Origin of the sequence: Streptomyces sp. WG7, assembly GCF_049975785.1 — a bacterium.
Classification (GTDB): Bacteria; Actinomycetota; Actinomycetes; order Streptomycetales; family Streptomycetaceae; genus Streptomyces.
This window is the reverse complement of record NZ_JBNGGE010000052.1, coordinates 1-15,952: the sequence shown is the minus strand read 5'-3', so window position 1 is coordinate 15,952 and position 15,952 is coordinate 1. Positions and strand designations below refer to the sequence as shown.

The following is a 15,952-nucleotide window of genomic DNA, read 5'->3' as shown; positions in this document are numbered from 1 at the left end:
TCAGCTCCCCTGGGCCGGGATGGAGGGAACGGATGCCGTGGGCTGGGCGGCGGCCTGTGGGGTTCCGGGATCCGCGCTCACCGGCAGGGAGCTGCTGTTGGCGGGCAAGGAGACGTCCTCGCCCGTCAGGGCCTCGACGACCATTCCGACCAGGTCGCGTGCAGCGTTGGTGGTCACGGCGTTGCCGATCATTTCGATCGTCTGGTCACGGTCCCCGAGGAAGACGAAGTCCTCGGGGAATTCCATGGCCCGCGCCGCTTCGCGGGGAATGAGCATCCGGTAGCGGCACTCTTCCAGGCTGACCGCGTAGCCGATCAGTCCGTGCCGGTCCCGCGTGGTGAGGGTGGGCATCGGAGCTGTGACCGGCTGCGCGCTGCTGTTGCCGTAGTACGGCAACAGGTCATGGACGGCGGGATCGGCGTAGACGACGCCGTGGTTGATGCCGCCCGCGGTGAGTGTGGACATGGGCGCCGTGGCGGGCCGGTGGCTGGAGCCACCGCCGTGCAGCTCGATCATGTACGGCTCGATCACAGCACCCTCGCCGCGGACCGCCTGCCGGTACTTCTCCCAGCCGGCGCGGATCTTGCGCATGGTGTTGGCCACCAGCGGCCTGCTGCGCTCTCCGATCGTCCGGGCGGGGAGGGTGAAATCGATCGCTTCCGCCGCACCCCGCACCTGAGGTTCCACGGCCTGGTGGCGGCACTCGACGCGCGGGCAGCGGTAGACGTACTGGCCCGTCTTGACGCCGTAAACGCCCCAGGGGCGTTCCGGGCTGCACACCCGGGTCCGCTTGAAGCACTGCATCAGGCGCACCCAGCCGTGCCGGGGGCAGACTCCGTACGGCCGTAACCACTTGTCGAAGTCCGGCGCGCGGTCACCCTTGCGCCAGAAGATGACGTACATCCGTGGCCGGCGCGAGCGCGATCCGGGCCCGGCGGCCTGGGCGTGGCAGGAGTCGAGGTAGACGATCCGGTAGTCGTACGGCCCCCACAGCGCGACACTGCGTACCCAGTTGTCGAAGGCGAAGCCCGGCGCTTCCTCCGGGCCCCACCAGCGGGCGTCGGGGACGTTCTCGACGATGATCGCCCGATAGCGGTGGTGTTCGGCGAAGCGGGCGATGTCGTGCATGGTGGCGCGGGAACGGATGGCGGCCTCGTCGGTGCCGTCGGTGGCGAACAGGCCGCCGTCGAACTCGCCGTGGCCGCGCTTCTTGCCCCGGGCGCGGGTGTGGTGCGTGCACTCCGGCGACCCCCAAAGGATGTCGGTGCGCGGGTATCGGGTGGGCACTACCTGCGAGATGTCCGCGCAGTCGTGGTCGGTCGTGGGGTGGTTGTGCTGGTGGGTGTTGATGGCGTGCCGGGAGTGGTTGGCGGCCATCACGACGCGCACCCCGGGGATCTGGAGGGCCCCGCAGGTGGATCCGCCGGCGCCGCAGAACAGATCGGTCATGGTGACGAGCACGGTGAAGCTCCTTGATCTTCAGAAGAAAAGAGGCGACGAGGGTTCAGGCGAGCGGGAGCTGGGCGGTGGAGCCCGAGGTCAGGGCCTCCCATTCCGGCTCGAAGTTCTTGTCCTGCTTGTCGATCACGCGGGCGGGCGCGGTGGCGAACAGCTCCTCGGCCATCGGCCACGCCGTGCCGCGGGGGCGGACCCATGCCCGGGCCCGTCCGAACACCGGGTCGTGCTCGACGTCGACGCGATGCCGCTCGGATACAGAGATCAGCCGACGGGCGAGCTGCTGAGGGCGGCCGATGTCGACGCGCTCGGTGGAGCGCATCACCGGACGCCGCCCGCCGTCGGCTGACACGAGGAACAGTCGGCGCACGTGGTAGAGCGCCCACGGCATGTCCAGCTCCCGCTCGAAAGCCTCCAGGCACGCCCGGTCCCGCGGCCGCGCCCGGTCGAAGAACTCGAGCAGGGTCCTGCGGCCGTACAGCTTTGCGTTCGGGTTGAGGCTCATCGCCGTGTACTCCAGGCGCAGCACCTCACCGGCGATGTCCGGGTGCGTGCGCATGCGTTCCAGGTGGGCGGGCAGGGCGCCCATGGAGACGGGGAAGCAGCAGAACGTGCAGTAGCTCTTGGGCCAGTGCACGCCGAACCGCGCCAGGAGGTAGTCCTCGACCTGCTGCCGTCCCCAGCCCCAGTCGACGAGCGGGTAGAGGCCGGCCCGTCCGGGGAGCTTGGACGCGGTCTCGTCCCGCAGGCAGCGCCCTTTCTCGTCGGCGTTGAAGCCCATGACCTGCCGGAAGGGACGGCCGTTGAAGACCTGGGCGAGCCACCAGTCACCGACCGCGCCCTTGGCCCACAGGCTGCACTTGCGGGTGCCGGCCTGCTGGGGGACGGTGCCGACGGACTCCAGGTCGTCCCACAGCGTCCACGGCCCGCGGACGAGGAGCCGCTCGGGGCTGCGGGAGTCGTCCAGGACTGTGAACCCGTCTTCCTTCCGGTGTCCGTTGCGCGCCAGCTGGATCAGGCGCACGCCGTGCTCGCGCAGCAGCGGCAGCATGAATTCCTCGACCAGGAGCCGGGTCTCGGGCCACTCGCTGCCGGTGGCCATGTAGAGGACGGCGGTGCGGTCCAGGTCGATGCCGTGCGCGGAGGGGGCGGTGAGCATCCGTGCGAGGTAGGCCGTGGAGTCGGCACCTAAGCCCCAGTTGATGACGGTGTCCAGGCCGTCAGTGGTGCTGAGGCCGGGCAGCGACGGCGTGTACGCGGTGCGGGTCATCCGGCACTCCTTCGGCGGCCGCCCCGTGCCCGGAGCGGCCGGGCACGGGGGCGGTAGGGGATGTCAGAGCAGGGCGAGAGCGCGTGCGGGGTCCGGGACCAGGACGGCGCGCTGCTCGGCGAGCAGTCGGGCGCTGCCGTCGGCGCGGACGTCCTCGGCGGCAGGCGGGCAGAGCAGGGGGCGGTTCAGGGCGGTTGCGGCCTCGGCGGTGCGCATTGCCGCCTCGGCGTGGTCCAGGGCCTCGATGAGGATCACCGTGCGCGTGAGCGCGGCGAGCAGGACGGAGGTGGCTTTGAGTGTGGCGCCGCTGGGCGCGGTGCCCGGCCGGTAGAGGCTGAGTACGGCGCCGCCGTTGGCGGGGATGGAACCCAGCAGCTGGGCGTGGTCGTGCGGATGGGCGCGGTCCAGGCCGCAGGGCAGGACTGCGAGCGTTGCCCGTCCGGCCAGGGCGGCAGCCCGGTGGGCTGCCGAGTCCACGCCGTACGCGAGTGTCGCGGTGACTGTGTGACCTGCCTCGGCGACGGCGGTGGCGAAGGCGGCCGCACGGTCCAGGGCCGGCACGGTCGCGTTGCGGTTGCCGGTCACCGCGACGGCGCGGGCGGTGAGCTGCGGGAGCCGGTCCCCTCCCCGGGCCCACAGACCGAGCGGGCAGTCTGGCCCGAGGTCGGCCAGGGAGGCGGGCCAGACCTCGTCAGAGGGGATGATGAACTGGCAGGTCAGTTGCGCGTCGCCGAGTTCGCCAGCGGGCTTGTACTGGGCCAGGCGCCCGCTGTTGTCGTTGCGGACACGCCGCTCCCACACCTCCTCGGCGCTGAACGTGGCTAGGTCGGCGGCGAGTTGCGCGGGAGTGAAGTGCTCGGCGAGCGCGGCACGGGCGGCGCGTTCGGGCAGGGCGGGGCAGGGCATGGTGAACCTCCGTGAGGGGGCGTCGGCGGGCATGCCGCCGACGCCGTGCGGAGCGGTGAGCTGGGGGTGAGTGCGGTCAGCGCGCGGTGCGGCTGGGCGCGGCGGGGGCGTCCCAGGTCGTGCGGGGCGCGGACCGCCACCAGTCGGTCGCGGCGGCCGGGACCGGGGCCGGTCGGGCTGGTGGGGCGGGACGGCTCGGTCGGGCCCGGTGAGCGGCTGGCGCCTGGGGCGCGGCCGTCGGGCGCGGGGTCGAAGCGGGAGCGCGTCCGGCGAGGACGGCGGGCAGGGTGTCGTCGATGTAGGCGACGTGGTGGGCGAGATCCACACCGACCTGAGCGGAGTCGAGGTAGAGCACGTTGTCGCGCAGGGCCACGTCCCCGGTGGCGATCACGTGCACGGCGTCGGTGAGGCACTCGGCGACGTGCCGGGCGAGCGGGCCGGTGACCGTGCAGATCACGGGGACCGGCTCCCCGTCGCGCCACTGGCGCTGCGGGTAGTCGTACTCGCGCGGGATCTGTACCACGGTGAAGCGGGCCGCTGGGGTGCCGCGTTCGGTGTGGCGCAGCTGCACGGTTCCGTACACGCGGCCGCGGATGACGGCGGTCGTCTCTCCATTCATGCGGGGCGCTCCTCGATGTGACGAACGTGAGGCGGTGCCCGGAAGCCATCCGGACAGATTCCATAATACTTGAAACGGCGCGGGTGTCATCCCCTTTTTCCCAACCGGGTGGGAGCACCCGTCCCTGCGGGGCCGGCCGCAGTCACGACCGCGCCCGCTCTGCCCGGTGCTACGCGGCGCGCTGTTCCTTTGGCGGCCGGGCCTTGCGGCAGGGCCCCGGACCCTCGCAGCAGCAGGATGTCTCCTGGACATCCCCCTGCCGCTCGACGCCGCCGGGCCTGGTGGCGGGGCGGGCGAGCTGCCCGAGGCGGGCCCTCCAGCCGGTCGGCGTCTGCGACGGCGGCGTAGGGGGATGGGTGAACACTGTGGCGTCCTCGACGTCCACCTGCACCGGGACCGTGCCGTCGGCCTGGAGCAGCTGCTCGTCGGTGGTGTCCAGGTGGACGGAGACCCGCACGGCCCTGGTGTCGGCGTCGAGGTAGGCGAACACGAGGACCCCGGCGATCTCGATGCAGGGCAGGCTCTCGTCGTCGGGTCCCTCCATCGGGTGGAAGACCGCCGCGCTGTTGGCCTCCGCGCAGGCCTGGCCGTCCGTGAGGCTCAGGCTGTGGGGTGCGTCGCCGTGGCGGAGGACGTCGTACGCCCGCAGCGTGTAGTCCTCTTCGCACCGGTCCTCTACTGGGCCGTAGTAGACGTCGACAGCCATCCGGTCGTCGACGGGAGGAAGGTAGGGCACACCGTCATTGCCTGCCACCTTGTCCCAGCAGCTGCGCACGTGCTGCGCCAGTGAGGCCAGTGCGGAGGCCTCGTCGGACCAGAGCGTCACCTCCTCGCTGCGCCGGTCCCACCGGCGCAGCACCCACGCCCGGCCGGCCCGCTGCGCCGTGAGGGCGGTGGGCACGGCGAAGCTGAAGCGGCTCAGCCAGCCGCTGAGGACGTCGGCGGTCTCCGCGCCCGGCCATTCGCCGGTGCGGGCCTGGAGGGCGTCCATCAGTGTGGCCAGATCGATGATGGCCGCGCCGGCGGGCGTGGCCGGGTCTGGTGTGATCAGCATCGAGTGCATCTGTCTTCTCCCTCGGATCGCAGGGCGGGGCAACTGGGCGTCAGTTGCCGGATGGTGACGGCCGTCCCGCCCTGCCCGCCGGACAGGGCGGGACGGCCGGGGCGGTCAGTCGTGTGGTTGCGGGGCTGGCGCGGTGGGTTCGGCTGCCGGGTGGGGCCATTGCCAGTGACCGTGGTGGAGGTCTGTCCAGCGGCCGGTGCCGTCCGGGTTCCACTGCACGCGCACGGGGCCCCAGCCGCCGGTGGGGTCGGTGCGGCGGATTGCCGCCGGGCGGCCGAGTAGGTGGGCACGGCGCAGGTTGCTGCCGTCCAGTTGCGGGGCCTGGCCGAGTTGGTCCAGGGCCTGGAGTACGTCGGCGAGCAGTGCCCAGAGCTGGTCGGGGTCCTGGGGCAGCGTGCGGATGCGCTGGTTGGAGGTGACGATCCGGCGGGCGGCCTCGTCGCCGCGGCGGTACCAGAGGCCAGTGCCTGGCACCGCCCGCACGGCGCTGCTCAGCTCCTTCACGTCCGGGCCGGCCGGTTCTCCGGGACGGGTGAGGATGCGGAACGTCTCACCCATCCCCAGGTAGTACGCGGCTTCGTGCGCCGGCTTCAGCGGGCCGTCGTCATCGGCGGGTGACGGCTCTGGCAGGGGCGCACAGCTCATGTCGCTGGCGTACGTTCGGGCGGCTGCGACGGCGCCTGGGGAGATGACCATGGGTGCCTCTGCTTTCTCAAGGGCTGACGGGGGAGTGGCCGTGCTCTGACGGCTGGCATCGCCGGGCTCGAACCGGCGGCCTGCCGGCGCGGTCCCCTGGGGGCAGCACAGCCTGCTGCCCCCAGGGGTCGGTGTTCTCAGGAGTCGGCCGGGTCGGTGAGCTCGATGCAGGCGGCCGGGACCTTGGCGAGCCGATACCGCTTCTCGCCGTCGGCGACGCGGAAGCGGGTGTTGCTCGGGTCGCGGCGCAGCCGCTCGGTGGAGGCTTCGTCCAGCAGGAAGTCGAAGCGGCTGCGCGTGCGGTTGGGCTGCTGGACGGTGCCGGTCAGCAGGCGCAGGCACGCCGGGGTGATTGTCGTGCCGATCCTGGCGGTGCGGCCGGGAGTGATGACCGGGCGCTTGGCGGCGTCCAGCTGGATCAGGCGGTTGGTGGCGGCCTCCTGGAGGGCGGCCACGGAGACGACGTCGGGCAGCTCGCTGATGAAGGCGCGGACCTCGGCCAGGGTGGGCATGAGTGTGTCCTTTCTCGGGTCTGTGGTGCGGGGGGACCGGACGTGAGACGCCCGGCGGGAACCGGCGCCACGGGTGGGCCGGGGGCAGGCACCGGCTGTGAGGTGCCCGCCGGGTGCCGGCGGTCAGCCGAGCGGGTAGAGCACCAGGGCAGCGCGGGCGTCGGCCGGAACCTTCGGGAACAGCGCGCGCAGCTCGGTGTCTGCCGCGAGTTCGCTCTCCAGCGGGTACACCTCACCGGTCAGCTCGTAGACGGGGGAGTACCGGCCGATCGCGTAGGTGCTGAACGGCGAGTAGAGGTTGCCCTCGGTGTCGCGGGAGAGCACGACCAGGGTGTCGCCCGGGAGACGGGCCCAGTCGTTGCCGACCAGTCGCCGCAGCACATCCAGGGTGAGCGGCTGGTCGCCATCGACCGGCTGGGCGGGATCGGCGGTGCCGGACTTGTGCATGACGGACTCCAAGCGGGTCTCGCTCGTGCGTGGGTGGGGGGGCCGGGCACGTGGTGCCCGGCCGTGGGGTGATGTCCGGGGCGGCTCAGGCGGCGGAGTCGTCGCCCCGGGCCTCGCCCCGGTGCGCGGCGACGGCCTGTTCCTCGACCTCGGACAGCCGGTAGCTGCCCTTGTCGTCCTGGCCGAGCTTTTCCAGCAGCAGCAGGTAGGCGGCCTGTTCGGGGGTGGGGTTCTCCCACAGGAAGCTGACCTGCATGCGGGCGGCGTTCCAGCCCTTCGGGTCACGCATGTCGCGCTCGAAGGCGGCGGCGACGTGCGCGAACAGCACGTGGGCCATGCGGGCCTTGGACAGGGTCGCCAGCTCCGACAGCCGCACCCGCTCGAAAGGGCTGTCGGGCAGCTTCACGCCCAGCAGTTGGGCGACGTCCTCGGCCTCCTGCCGCTGCGCCCACTTGCCGTAGAAGGAGGGGAGGTCCAGCAGCACGGTCAGGGCGAACCGCCAGGCTTCCTCCGGCAGGGCCTTGCTGCCGCGCACCAGCCGGGCAACGAACTCCTTGCGGGGCCCGGCGGCAGCCTTCCAGGCCCGGTTGCAGGCGGTGATGCGTGCCCGCTCGGCGGCCTTCTCCTCGTCCTCGGGCGTCTTGACCGGCTTCGGCTTCGGGCGCACCTTGTGACCGTGCTCGGCCGGGTCGGCGCAGTACCAGACGGGCTGGTGCTCGTCGTCGAGCCGGGCGCTGTGGCCGGGGCAGCCCTTGTGCCCTTTCTCGTCCAGCGGGTTGCCCAGCGGCGTGGTCAGCTCCGACAGCGGCCGGGCGGTGTCCTTCTCCCCGTACGGGCGGTGCGCGGGCAGCAGGGGCGCGCCCGCCTCCTCCAGAGCCGCGACGGCCTTCCTGCGGGCGTCCAGGTCCTCCTGTTCGGCCTTGAGCAGCGCGAGTTCCTGGTCCCAGTGGCCGCGCCCGCCGCCCTCCTCCGCCTCGTCCCGGGCCAGCGCCCGCAGGAGACGGTCCTGCGCGCCGGGCACGTCCTCGACCTCGGCGAGCTGCGCGAGCTGTTCGAGGTCCATGCCCCCGGCGGAGGCCCGGCGCAGCGTGGCGTCATCGAGCTGCTGCGCACGGCCCAGCCGCTTGCCGGTGCCGCGCTTGAGGCCCAGGGCCCGCGCGGCCTGCTTCTGCTCTACCTCGTCCATCCCGATCAGCGACAGTTCGGCGGCCTTGAGAGTGTCCTTGGGGGACATGCCCTGCCGCTGGTGGTTCTCGATCAGGGACAGGAACCGCGTCCAGGCGTCCCGGCCGACCAGATCCGCGCGCACGTACGCCTTGATCTGCCGCCTGGGGTGGCCCTCCGCCTCGGCGGCGGCGTTGGCGATCTGCGCGGCCTGGGTGCGCCGCCAGCCCTTGAACGCGCCATAGGTGCCGTCCGGGCGGGGGCGGACGCTGACCGGGTCCTGGACGCCCACGGCCTTGACGGAGTTGATCAGGTCGGTGTCGGGCTCGGTGTCCGTCTCGCGGGCGTTGCACTCGTCGCGCGTGATCGCGTCCGGGTCGAGCAGGACGGCGGTGAGGCTCGTCTCGTCGGCGTCTACCGGGGCGGTCTCGGCCGTCTCGGCGGTGGGGGACTCGGTGACTGTGGCCATGTCTGGCCTCCTTGTGCTGGGTTGACGGACTTTCAGCGGTGTCGGGAGGGCGCCACCCTCTCGACGTGTTCCATAATACTTCACTTTGATAGGGCAACTGAATTGCTCGACGCTGCCTCGCTGGTTGGAAGTGCAGGTCAGGAAGCCTTGCGGCGCCGCGCCGCATGTACGGAGCAGGCGTATACGGCGCGGCTTCCGCCCCGGAGGCGAGGGATGGTGGTCACCTGCTCGGTGCAGGGTAGGCCGCAGTCGACGCATCTGCGGTCGGTATCGGCCGTGAGGGCCGGCGGGAGCGGCGGGGGCGTGGCGGGTCGGGGCATGGCGGGACCTCTCTCGTGGCCGGGAATGGGGTCTGGGTGGGGCCAGCCGTCTGTGCGGAGTTGCCGTCGGCGGCTCCGGTGTGGGGGCATCAGGCGTAACAGATTTCATAATACCTACCGCTGGCGGTGGGGCAACGGGTTTTCCTGGCGCTACCCCACCGCCGACGGCTACGGACCGGCGGTCAGGTGCTGATGCGGGTGACTGCGCGGGTGGGGAGGTGGACGCGCAGGATGTCCCCGTGGTCGGGCGGGTCCAGTACCGCGAGCCGGTTGAGCGCCGCGGTCAGTTCGGGGTCGGCGAAGACCTCTTCCGCCAGCGCGGCTTCCCCGACAGGCACGGCGGTCACCTTGGTCCGGGTGGGCCGGAGATCCGGAATGGCCTCGGTGTCCGAGAGGGCGGCGACGAAGGGACTCCAGCCCAGGCACATGCCGTCGGCTGCGCGCCGTTCCGTGGTGGTGAAGTAGGCGGCCACTGCCGGGCGTCCGTCCCCGGGCTGCCCGGCCGCGAATGCCTTGACCCGGCTCACCAGCACCTGCCGCCACGCCTCCTCAGTGGCCGCCAGTGCCGCGATGACCAGCGCGTCCAGTTCCCTGGGGGCGAGTTCACGCAGCGCCTCCCGGACTGGATGCTCGGTCGGGGCGGTCAGTAGTTCGGCAAGTTCCAAAGGCCTCATGGGCGTTGTCCTGTTCGGTCGGAGGGAGGGGGCCGGCGCTGTCAGTCGCGAGACAGCGGCGTGTGTGCGGAGAAGACGTAGTGACCGAGCTCGCGCAGTGCGCCGGCGGTGCGGTCCACGGCCTCGGAGCTGTGATCGGTCGGGCGGGCGTAGGCCTCGATGTCGCTGTTCCAGGTGAACCCCTGGGCGGTGAGCGTCTCTTCGGTGCCGGGGGTGAGGTCTTCGGGGGAGCGGGGGGCGGCCACCAGGCCGTGGATTGGGTCGGGCGTGACCAGGAACACCGGAAGCTCCTTTCAGTGCGGGCCACCCCGGTGGCGGGCGGCCCGCAGGCTGGTGGGGATGGGATGGGTCAGTGGGCGACGGTGACGGTGTAGTCGGCCTCCAGGACGGCGAGGGCGGCACGGATGGCGGCGCGGGTCTCCGGGCTCGGGGCCGAGTACGGGAAGTCGTCCAGGGCGCGCACGGCGTCGTCCAGGTGGTCGTCTGGCATCGGCAGCACGTGCCCGCTGCGGTAGAGGGCGACGGCGGTCGCGGTGGCGACGCGACTGCGGTTGTAGGCGATGGCCTCCGCGGCGGTGGCGTCGGTGCCGAACGCTTCGCGGGCGGTGGGCGGCAGTGCCGCGATTCCGGCCGTGAAGCGGCGGGCGGGGATACGCAGGCGGGCCGGTCGCAGGGCACGGCGCAGCGCTCGCAGCATGGCAACTCCTCAGGACTCGGGTCGGGCAGGCGACGTGAACGACTGGGTGGTGTGGCGCTCGGCGTCGGCTCGGGCGTCTTCGGCGGTGTATCCGGTGTCGCACCACGCCCGGCAGAGCTGGCCGGGCGGCGCGCCGCAGGTCTCGCAGCGCTCGTCGAAGTCCTCGGGACGGAACGGCGGCGGTGGGCTGCTCATGCCGCGTCCCTGATGTGCTCCGCTACCTGGCGGGCGGACAGGACGGGGGTGGTGGTCATCAGAGCGGGGCAGCTGGCCTGCCAGATCTGCCCCGGGGCGGAGGGGGAGATCTGGAAGCTCGTGGCGGGGCTGATCCGCCATGTGCGGCTGTGGGAGTCGGTGACGGTGTAGGTCAGGAACTGGGGGGCGCCTTGCTGGCCGTTGTCGCTCCAGGTGAGGCCGGCGGCGGTGAGGGCACGGCCGAGCTGGGCGCAGCGTTCCGGTGTGGCGTGGCTGAACGTGGCCACGAGGTATCTCCTCCTGCTCAAGGGCATGCGAGGGCGGGCGCCGGGGCGGCTCGTCGCCCCGGCGCGGAGGCCACGGAGGCCTAGCGGCGGGTGAGATCGTTACGGACACGCTCGCTGTCAGTGAGGCCGCGACGGCGCTGGCGAATCTGCTGGTTCCGCAGGCCGGCGGCCTCGGTCTCGGCGCGGCGGGCCTGGTCGTGTTCGCGGCTGGCGGCGGTCAGGCAGTAGGGGGCCAGCCACTGCATGACGGAGACGTGGCGGGACAGTGAGCCGGGGTAGTCGGCCAGCATCACCAGCAGCACCGGGTGCGGGGAGGCGGTGAACCAGCGCGCAACGGTCCACCAGGCGGCCACGGCTGCGCGCCGGGCGGGGTGGGCGGCCCGGGTCTCCGCTTCGAGGCGCGCGGCTTCGGCCTGGTGGTGGGTGACCGACCAGTCCAGGAAGCGCAGCAGGGCGGGGGTGTCGCGCTCGCGGGAGGCGGTGAGGATGGCGGGCAGGTCCTCGCGCTGTATGACGTGCTCGGCGCAGGCACGCAGGACGGCGGTGAGCGTCGCGGCCGTCTTCGGGGACGGCTCGTGCCCGGCGGCGGTCTCCATCGGATAGACCGACACTTCGGGGCGGCCGACGACGTCGGTGTACAGCCTGAGGCTTCCCCGGTAGCCGCTGCTGCCGCGGGCGAGGCGGGGCAGCGCGTCGTCGGGGGCGGTGGTCTGGTAGGCGTTGACGGGGCCGAGACAGGCGCGGACGGCGGTGAACCGGTCCCAGTGCTGGGGGTGGTGCGTGCCGGTGACGTGCACGCTGCCGCGCATCGCGCCGCCCAGCTCGAACACGACGGCGTCACCCCGGCGGGGGCCGGCGGTCGCGTGCACGGTGCCTGCGGGGGTCGCGACGGTCAGGCTGCCACGGTTCATGGACGGTGCCTCCTGGGCGTTCGCAGCGGTGGCTTTCGGGAGAGGGCCCCGGCAGGTGCCGGGGGCCGGTGGGGGAAGGCTCGGGGCCGGTGCCGTCACCCGAGGCGACGGCACCGGCGCGCTTGCGGGCCTCGCCTAGCTCTCTGCCAGGAAGCGCGAAAGCTCCTGATCGAGGTTGAGGTGACCGCCTTCCGTGCCGGGCGGCACGGCGGCGTCCGTGCGCCGCAGGAAGGACTCCAGGACCTTCGCCGGGGCGTGGAGCAGGGCCTCACCTTCCTCGGACGCCAGGGCGATGCACACGACGTCCATGCCGTGACTGCGAGACGGCCAGATCTGGACGTCACCGATCCCGGTGGGGCGGTGGAGACCTTCGGCGAGAGACTCGCGGGCGAACACCCAGTCCACGGTGTCGTCGTCTCCGGTGTGGAAGGCAGCCTGCACGGCGTACGGGTCGGCCGTGTCGTAGCGCAGGCTCGCCGGGATAGGCAGGGAAGACTCACTCGTCACAACGAGGCGCACGTGCAGCTCGCAGGTGACCGTGCTGTTCATGAGCACCAGGGCCTTTCGCTCAGTGTGCGTTGCAGGTGAGAGACGGGCGCGGCCTCAGTGGCCGTGGGGCTGGTCCAGGACCGGGGCGCTGTAGACCTCCCGGCGCACGTTCGGAAGACCAGGGCAGGGACGTACGGCCAACTCAAGCTCGGCCGTGTCCATGGGGCGCAGCCATCCGTCCCGTACCGTCCACGCGCAGGCCCGGGGGGTGGGCTCGGCGGCCGTGCTGGCGACCAGGACGGCGCGGCGGACGGTGCTGCCCTCCAGCGCGAAAGTGATCAGCGTGCACAGCGTGCCGAACTCGGTCTCGTCCAGTACGGCCAGCCGTTCGGGGCCGATGCCGACGGACACGTCGGCGTGGCCACTGACCAAACCGTCGTTGGTCTGCTCGACGGCGAGATTCAGGGTGTGCTCACCGGTGCCGAGAGCTTCGAACACGGCGGCGAGTGCGGAGACGGTGCGGCGCGCGGCGGCCGCAATGGCGGCGTCATCGGGGCGGACGAGTTCCGGGCGGGCGGGCATAGGTCGTCTCTCCTCAGCGGAAACGATGGGGGCGTTGCTCTCTCCCCGCGCAGCGGGGTCCTCCGGGCTGCGCCCGGAGCAGTGGGCGGCTCGCTGCGCGAGCCGGTGGGGGGTGCCCCCTGCGCTGCGCTCCGGGGGCGGCTGGGCGGTCTGCTGCGCAGCCGCCTGGCGGCGGGGCGGGTGCGCTGCGCGCTCCCTTCTCGGGTGGGGCGCTGCGCGCTCGGCAGGTGGGCGGGTGGGGCGTTGGTGGGGCCGGACGGGCGCCCCGGGAGGGGAGGGGAGGGGCGCCCGTCCGGCGGTCAGGGGGTCAGACCGTGGTGAGGGCGAATGCCTTCTCCATCAGGTCGTTGGCGGCGCCGCTGATGACCCGCTCGGCGCGGGCGGCTGCCTTCTCGGTGTCGGTCTTGCCCTGGGCGGGGGCGACGTGGTTCGCGTACTCGGTCAGGGCGTTGTATCCGGCCCACCGCGTGCCCCGGACCCCGGCCTGCGTGGCGGCGTGCTCGAACAGGTTCGAGATCGCTCCCCAGCGCTGCCGCTGGTTGGTCTTCTTCCGGGGGCTGTCGCTGTCCTTGACCGGCCAGAGCTGATCGACCACCGACTTCAGCTCCCCGAGCGTCATCTCGGCTTCGATCATCCGCTGGGCGGCCTGCTCGAACTCCTCGGCGTACCGGAACGTCAGACCCAGGGCGTCACGGGCCTGCGCGATGCGGGCCTTGGCTCCAGCGGTGTGCCGGACCACGAAGCTGGAGCGGGCGCCGTGGAGGGCGGCGCGCATGGTGTTCGCGCACACCACCCGCACGGGGGTCACCACGATGCGGAACGCGCTGCCTCCGTCGTGGCTGTTGAAAGCCGCGATGTAGAGATCAACGTCGTCGTTTCCGCCGATCGTGAGGGTCTGCGGCATCTTCATGGTGAGGAACACTTGACGGCCGTTCTTGAGCGATCCGGCGGTCTCGAAGTGGGCGCCGGACTCGTCGGCCAGCAGGTTCAGAAACTCGGCGTGCTCCTCGTTCTGGACCGGGTGGTAGTCGCTGCCGACCACTCCCAGCGTCTCCGTGCGGCCGGTCTTCGGGTGCGTGCGCGCGGTCGCGAAGTGCTGCGCCACCTCGACGGGCGTGGTGCCGTCGGCGGTGATCTCGGTTGCGGTCAGGGGCAGGAGCCGGACGTTCCAGCCGGACAGGGAGGCGATGCGCATCGCTTCCTCGGCGGTCATTGCGCCGTCGGTGACGGTGCCCAGCTTGTGCCAGGCGCTCGTGTTGGCGGAGGCGAAAGCGGCGGTGCCGTCGGTGAACTGCTCGATCTCGTGGGCCACTGGGGCTTCCTTTCTGGTGACGAACTTTGGCGGGTCCGGTAGGGGGCCAACCCTCCCGAACTGGTTCCATAATACCTAACTTGGGTGGTGGGGCAACCGATTAAAACTCCGGCTGCCCCACCGGGCCGGAATGGCCGGCCATCAGGCCCCGGTACTCACGAGGTGCGCCTCTGCCAGTACTGGGGCAGCGCCGTGATGCTCTCGGCGTGGACTCCGGACAGGGCGGTGACGAACACGCCACTCCGGTAGTCGCTCAGGCGGTACAGCACGTACTCGCGCCCCCAGCGGCTGAACTGGCGGTCAATCCCCGTGACCCAGTAACGCCCCCATGCGCGCTGATGCGTACCGTGGTAGCTGACCAACTGGCCGATACCGGGGCCGCTGTCCTGGCTCCTGGCGGCCAGGCTCGCCAGTGCCTCACTGTACGTCTCGGGCGGCAACGGCACACCGGCCAGCGCGGGCCCGGTGTGGCCGGTGCGGACGCCGGAGATCCATCCGACCTCGAACAGAGCGCGGGCCCGCTCGCGCACGGCGTGCGACAGACCGGTGTTGGGGGGAAGCTGCTCCAGGGCTGCCTGGAACGCGGCCTCCATCTGCTCGCTCTCACTCTCGCTCGGCGGCTCGGCGCGGTGGGTGGGCTCGATGTTCGTCATGCTCATGGTGGCTGTCCCTTCGGGTGATGTGAGTGCTGGGCCGGTGCTCCGGGGGCCCGGTGAGCCGGGCCCCCGGAGATTGCCTGTTACTTCAGCCCGCGTGTCCGCAGGAATTCGCTGATGCGGTAGGCGACGGCTCGGACGGGAAGGGACGATCCCCGGAAGGTGCCGAGAATTCGGGGGCCGGTTTCGCTGTCGTGGATGATGTGGAATTCAAACCCGTGAGCGACGGGAAGAACAACCCGGATGGGACCGGCCTTGGTGTCGAATCGAATGGACGTGGTGTTCTCGTCCTGGTTGTGCTCGATGACGGCATCCCGGAGCAGTTCCGGGCGGGGCAGGAAGTTCGCGATCCCGCGCGCCTTCTGGGCCTGGGGGGTGTTGATCTCGGCCGTACCGGAGGTCACCTTGCCTGCGCTGATGACGATTTCCACGTTGGGCCTTTCTGTTGACGAACGTTCGGTGATGCCGGTAGGGGAGCCACCCCGTTCCGACATGTTCCATAATACAGCATCGAAGATCTGCTGCACCATCCCACGCGCAAACTCCTGCACAATCTCCTGCACCAACTCCTGCACCTGCCTGGCGGTCGGCTTCCAATCGTTGCTGGTCAGAAGGACGATTGGCCGTGGTCGGGGAGCTGACATCCCCTCTGCTGCCACTTGTCCCCGCACGGTTGAAGGATGAGTGAGGCGGGCGGGCGCGGTGCGAGCGGCGGCCTCGGGGATCGGGCGGCCTGGATTCTGCTTGCGCGTCGGCCGGAGCCGCCGCGCTGAGAGTGGGGGAACGGGGCCCAATTCGGGCCCTGGACGGGGCAGAAAAGCCCGGGGCTTTAGCCCGGAGTAGGGCGCCTTCATCCTGTGCGCTCACTGCTGGGGCCGACTTCTGAAGCCGGAGCAGTAGAAAGACACAGAGCCCGTCACGCACCCCACCCCATTCGGGATGAGGGTGCGTGTTGTTTCCAGAGTTGGTCTGGCAGGGGTTTTTGATGCATGCTCAGGAAGCCTCGGGCGGGGCTTTGTTGAGGGGTTATCGGAGTTAGGTGGTGGTAGGCTCTGATCCCAGAGTCAATCTGGCGCTTCACTTTGAAGCACGGCAGCATGGAGGCACCGGCCCGGGCCACCCTCTCCCCTCGCTGCCCGGGCCGCAGGCCCGTTGACGGCACCGCGCAGCGGGGCCGTCCTCCGGGGCGCGTGCGCCCCGGGTGGCCGTAGCGCAGCGCAGGCCACCG

Annotated in this window: 20 protein-coding genes; all 20 read right to left on the bottom strand. The window is 71.5% G+C overall.

The genetic code is table 11. The features are described from left to right. Positions 1 to 1,461, bottom strand: coding sequence for a DNA cytosine methyltransferase (locus ACP4J0_RS32965; RefSeq protein ID WP_426602382.1), 1,461 nt, complete (start codon positions 1,459 to 1,461; stop codon positions 1 to 3). Between the two features lie 43 nt (positions 1,462 to 1,504). Further along, positions 1,505 to 2,725, bottom strand: a complete 1,221-nt coding sequence (locus ACP4J0_RS32960) for a hypothetical protein (RefSeq protein ID WP_426602381.1) — start codon at positions 2,723 to 2,725, stop codon at positions 1,505 to 1,507. Between the two features lie 63 nt (positions 2,726 to 2,788). Further along, the gene (locus ACP4J0_RS32955) at positions 2,789 to 3,631 is read right to left on the bottom strand and encodes a DNA-processing protein DprA (protein WP_426602380.1); all 843 of its coding nucleotides are present in this window, start codon (positions 3,629 to 3,631) and stop codon (positions 2,789 to 2,791) included. A gap of 76 nt (positions 3,632 to 3,707) precedes the next feature. Then, complete coding sequence (locus tag ACP4J0_RS32950; protein WP_426602379.1) at positions 3,708 to 4,250, bottom strand: single-stranded DNA-binding protein; 543 nt, start codon at positions 4,248 to 4,250, stop codon at positions 3,708 to 3,710. Between the two features lie 169 nt (positions 4,251 to 4,419). Continuing rightward, on the bottom strand, positions 4,420 to 5,304 hold the full coding sequence (locus ACP4J0_RS32945) for a hypothetical protein (protein WP_426602378.1): 885 nt from the start codon (positions 5,302 to 5,304) through the stop codon (positions 4,420 to 4,422). A 114-nt stretch (positions 5,305 to 5,418) separates the two neighbouring features. Next, complete coding sequence (locus ACP4J0_RS32940; RefSeq protein WP_426602377.1) at positions 5,419 to 5,958, bottom strand: hypothetical protein; 540 nt, start codon at positions 5,956 to 5,958, stop codon at positions 5,419 to 5,421. A 188-nt stretch (positions 5,959 to 6,146) separates the two neighbouring features. Continuing rightward, on the bottom strand, positions 6,147 to 6,521 hold the full coding sequence (locus tag ACP4J0_RS32935) for a hypothetical protein (protein WP_031023492.1): 375 nt from the start codon (positions 6,519 to 6,521) through the stop codon (positions 6,147 to 6,149). 123 nt (positions 6,522 to 6,644) lie between these two features. Next, positions 6,645 to 6,968, bottom strand: coding sequence for a hypothetical protein (locus ACP4J0_RS32930; RefSeq protein WP_052842515.1), 324 nt, complete (start codon positions 6,966 to 6,968; stop codon positions 6,645 to 6,647). Between the two features lie 85 nt (positions 6,969 to 7,053). Beyond that, positions 7,054 to 8,601 carry a ParB/RepB/Spo0J family partition protein gene (locus ACP4J0_RS32925; protein WP_426602376.1) on the bottom strand — a complete coding sequence of 516 codons (1,548 nt, stop codon included), beginning with the start codon at positions 8,599 to 8,601 and terminating at the stop codon, positions 7,054 to 7,056. A 502-nt stretch (positions 8,602 to 9,103) separates the two neighbouring features. Then, positions 9,104 to 9,595, bottom strand: coding sequence for a hypothetical protein (locus ACP4J0_RS32920; RefSeq protein WP_426602375.1), 492 nt, complete (start codon positions 9,593 to 9,595; stop codon positions 9,104 to 9,106). A 41-nt stretch (positions 9,596 to 9,636) separates the two neighbouring features. Next, on the bottom strand, positions 9,637 to 9,876 hold the full coding sequence (locus tag ACP4J0_RS32915; protein WP_426602374.1) for a hypothetical protein: 240 nt from the start codon (positions 9,874 to 9,876) through the stop codon (positions 9,637 to 9,639). A gap of 68 nt (positions 9,877 to 9,944) precedes the next feature. Further along, positions 9,945 to 10,292: a hypothetical protein gene (locus ACP4J0_RS32910; RefSeq protein ID WP_006136035.1), complete on the bottom strand. Its 348-nt coding sequence runs from the start codon at positions 10,290 to 10,292 to the stop codon at positions 9,945 to 9,947. Between the two features lie 9 nt (positions 10,293 to 10,301). Next, positions 10,302 to 10,487, bottom strand: a complete 186-nt coding sequence (locus tag ACP4J0_RS32905) for a hypothetical protein (RefSeq protein ID WP_391670136.1) — start codon at positions 10,485 to 10,487, stop codon at positions 10,302 to 10,304. Further along, on the bottom strand, positions 10,484 to 10,774 hold the full coding sequence (locus tag ACP4J0_RS32900) for a hypothetical protein (RefSeq protein WP_219187679.1): 291 nt from the start codon (positions 10,772 to 10,774) through the stop codon (positions 10,484 to 10,486). The genes ACP4J0_RS32905 and ACP4J0_RS32900 overlap by 4 nt, the downstream gene beginning before the upstream one ends. 80 nt (positions 10,775 to 10,854) lie before the next feature. Next, positions 10,855 to 11,685, bottom strand: coding sequence for a hypothetical protein (locus tag ACP4J0_RS32895; protein ID WP_426602373.1), 831 nt, complete (start codon positions 11,683 to 11,685; stop codon positions 10,855 to 10,857). A 135-nt stretch (positions 11,686 to 11,820) separates the two neighbouring features. Then, positions 11,821 to 12,234 carry an SsgA family sporulation/cell division regulator gene (locus ACP4J0_RS32890; RefSeq protein WP_426602372.1) on the bottom strand — a complete coding sequence of 138 codons (414 nt, stop codon included), beginning with the start codon at positions 12,232 to 12,234 and terminating at the stop codon, positions 11,821 to 11,823. Between the two features lie 54 nt (positions 12,235 to 12,288). After that, positions 12,289 to 12,756, bottom strand: a complete 468-nt coding sequence (locus ACP4J0_RS32885; protein WP_219187682.1) for a hypothetical protein — start codon at positions 12,754 to 12,756, stop codon at positions 12,289 to 12,291. A 307-nt stretch (positions 12,757 to 13,063) separates the two neighbouring features. Further along, positions 13,064 to 14,068, bottom strand: coding sequence for a DUF932 domain-containing protein (locus tag ACP4J0_RS32880; protein WP_426602371.1), 1,005 nt, complete (start codon positions 14,066 to 14,068; stop codon positions 13,064 to 13,066). A gap of 155 nt (positions 14,069 to 14,223) precedes the next feature. Beyond that, positions 14,224 to 14,727 carry a hypothetical protein gene (locus ACP4J0_RS32875; RefSeq protein ID WP_426602370.1) on the bottom strand — a complete coding sequence of 168 codons (504 nt, stop codon included), beginning with the start codon at positions 14,725 to 14,727 and terminating at the stop codon, positions 14,224 to 14,226. 80 nt (positions 14,728 to 14,807) lie between these two features. Then, the gene (locus ACP4J0_RS32870; protein WP_426602369.1) at positions 14,808 to 15,254 is read right to left on the bottom strand and encodes a hypothetical protein; all 447 of its coding nucleotides are present in this window, start codon (positions 15,252 to 15,254) and stop codon (positions 14,808 to 14,810) included. Positions 15,255 to 15,952 lie beyond the last annotated feature (698 nt).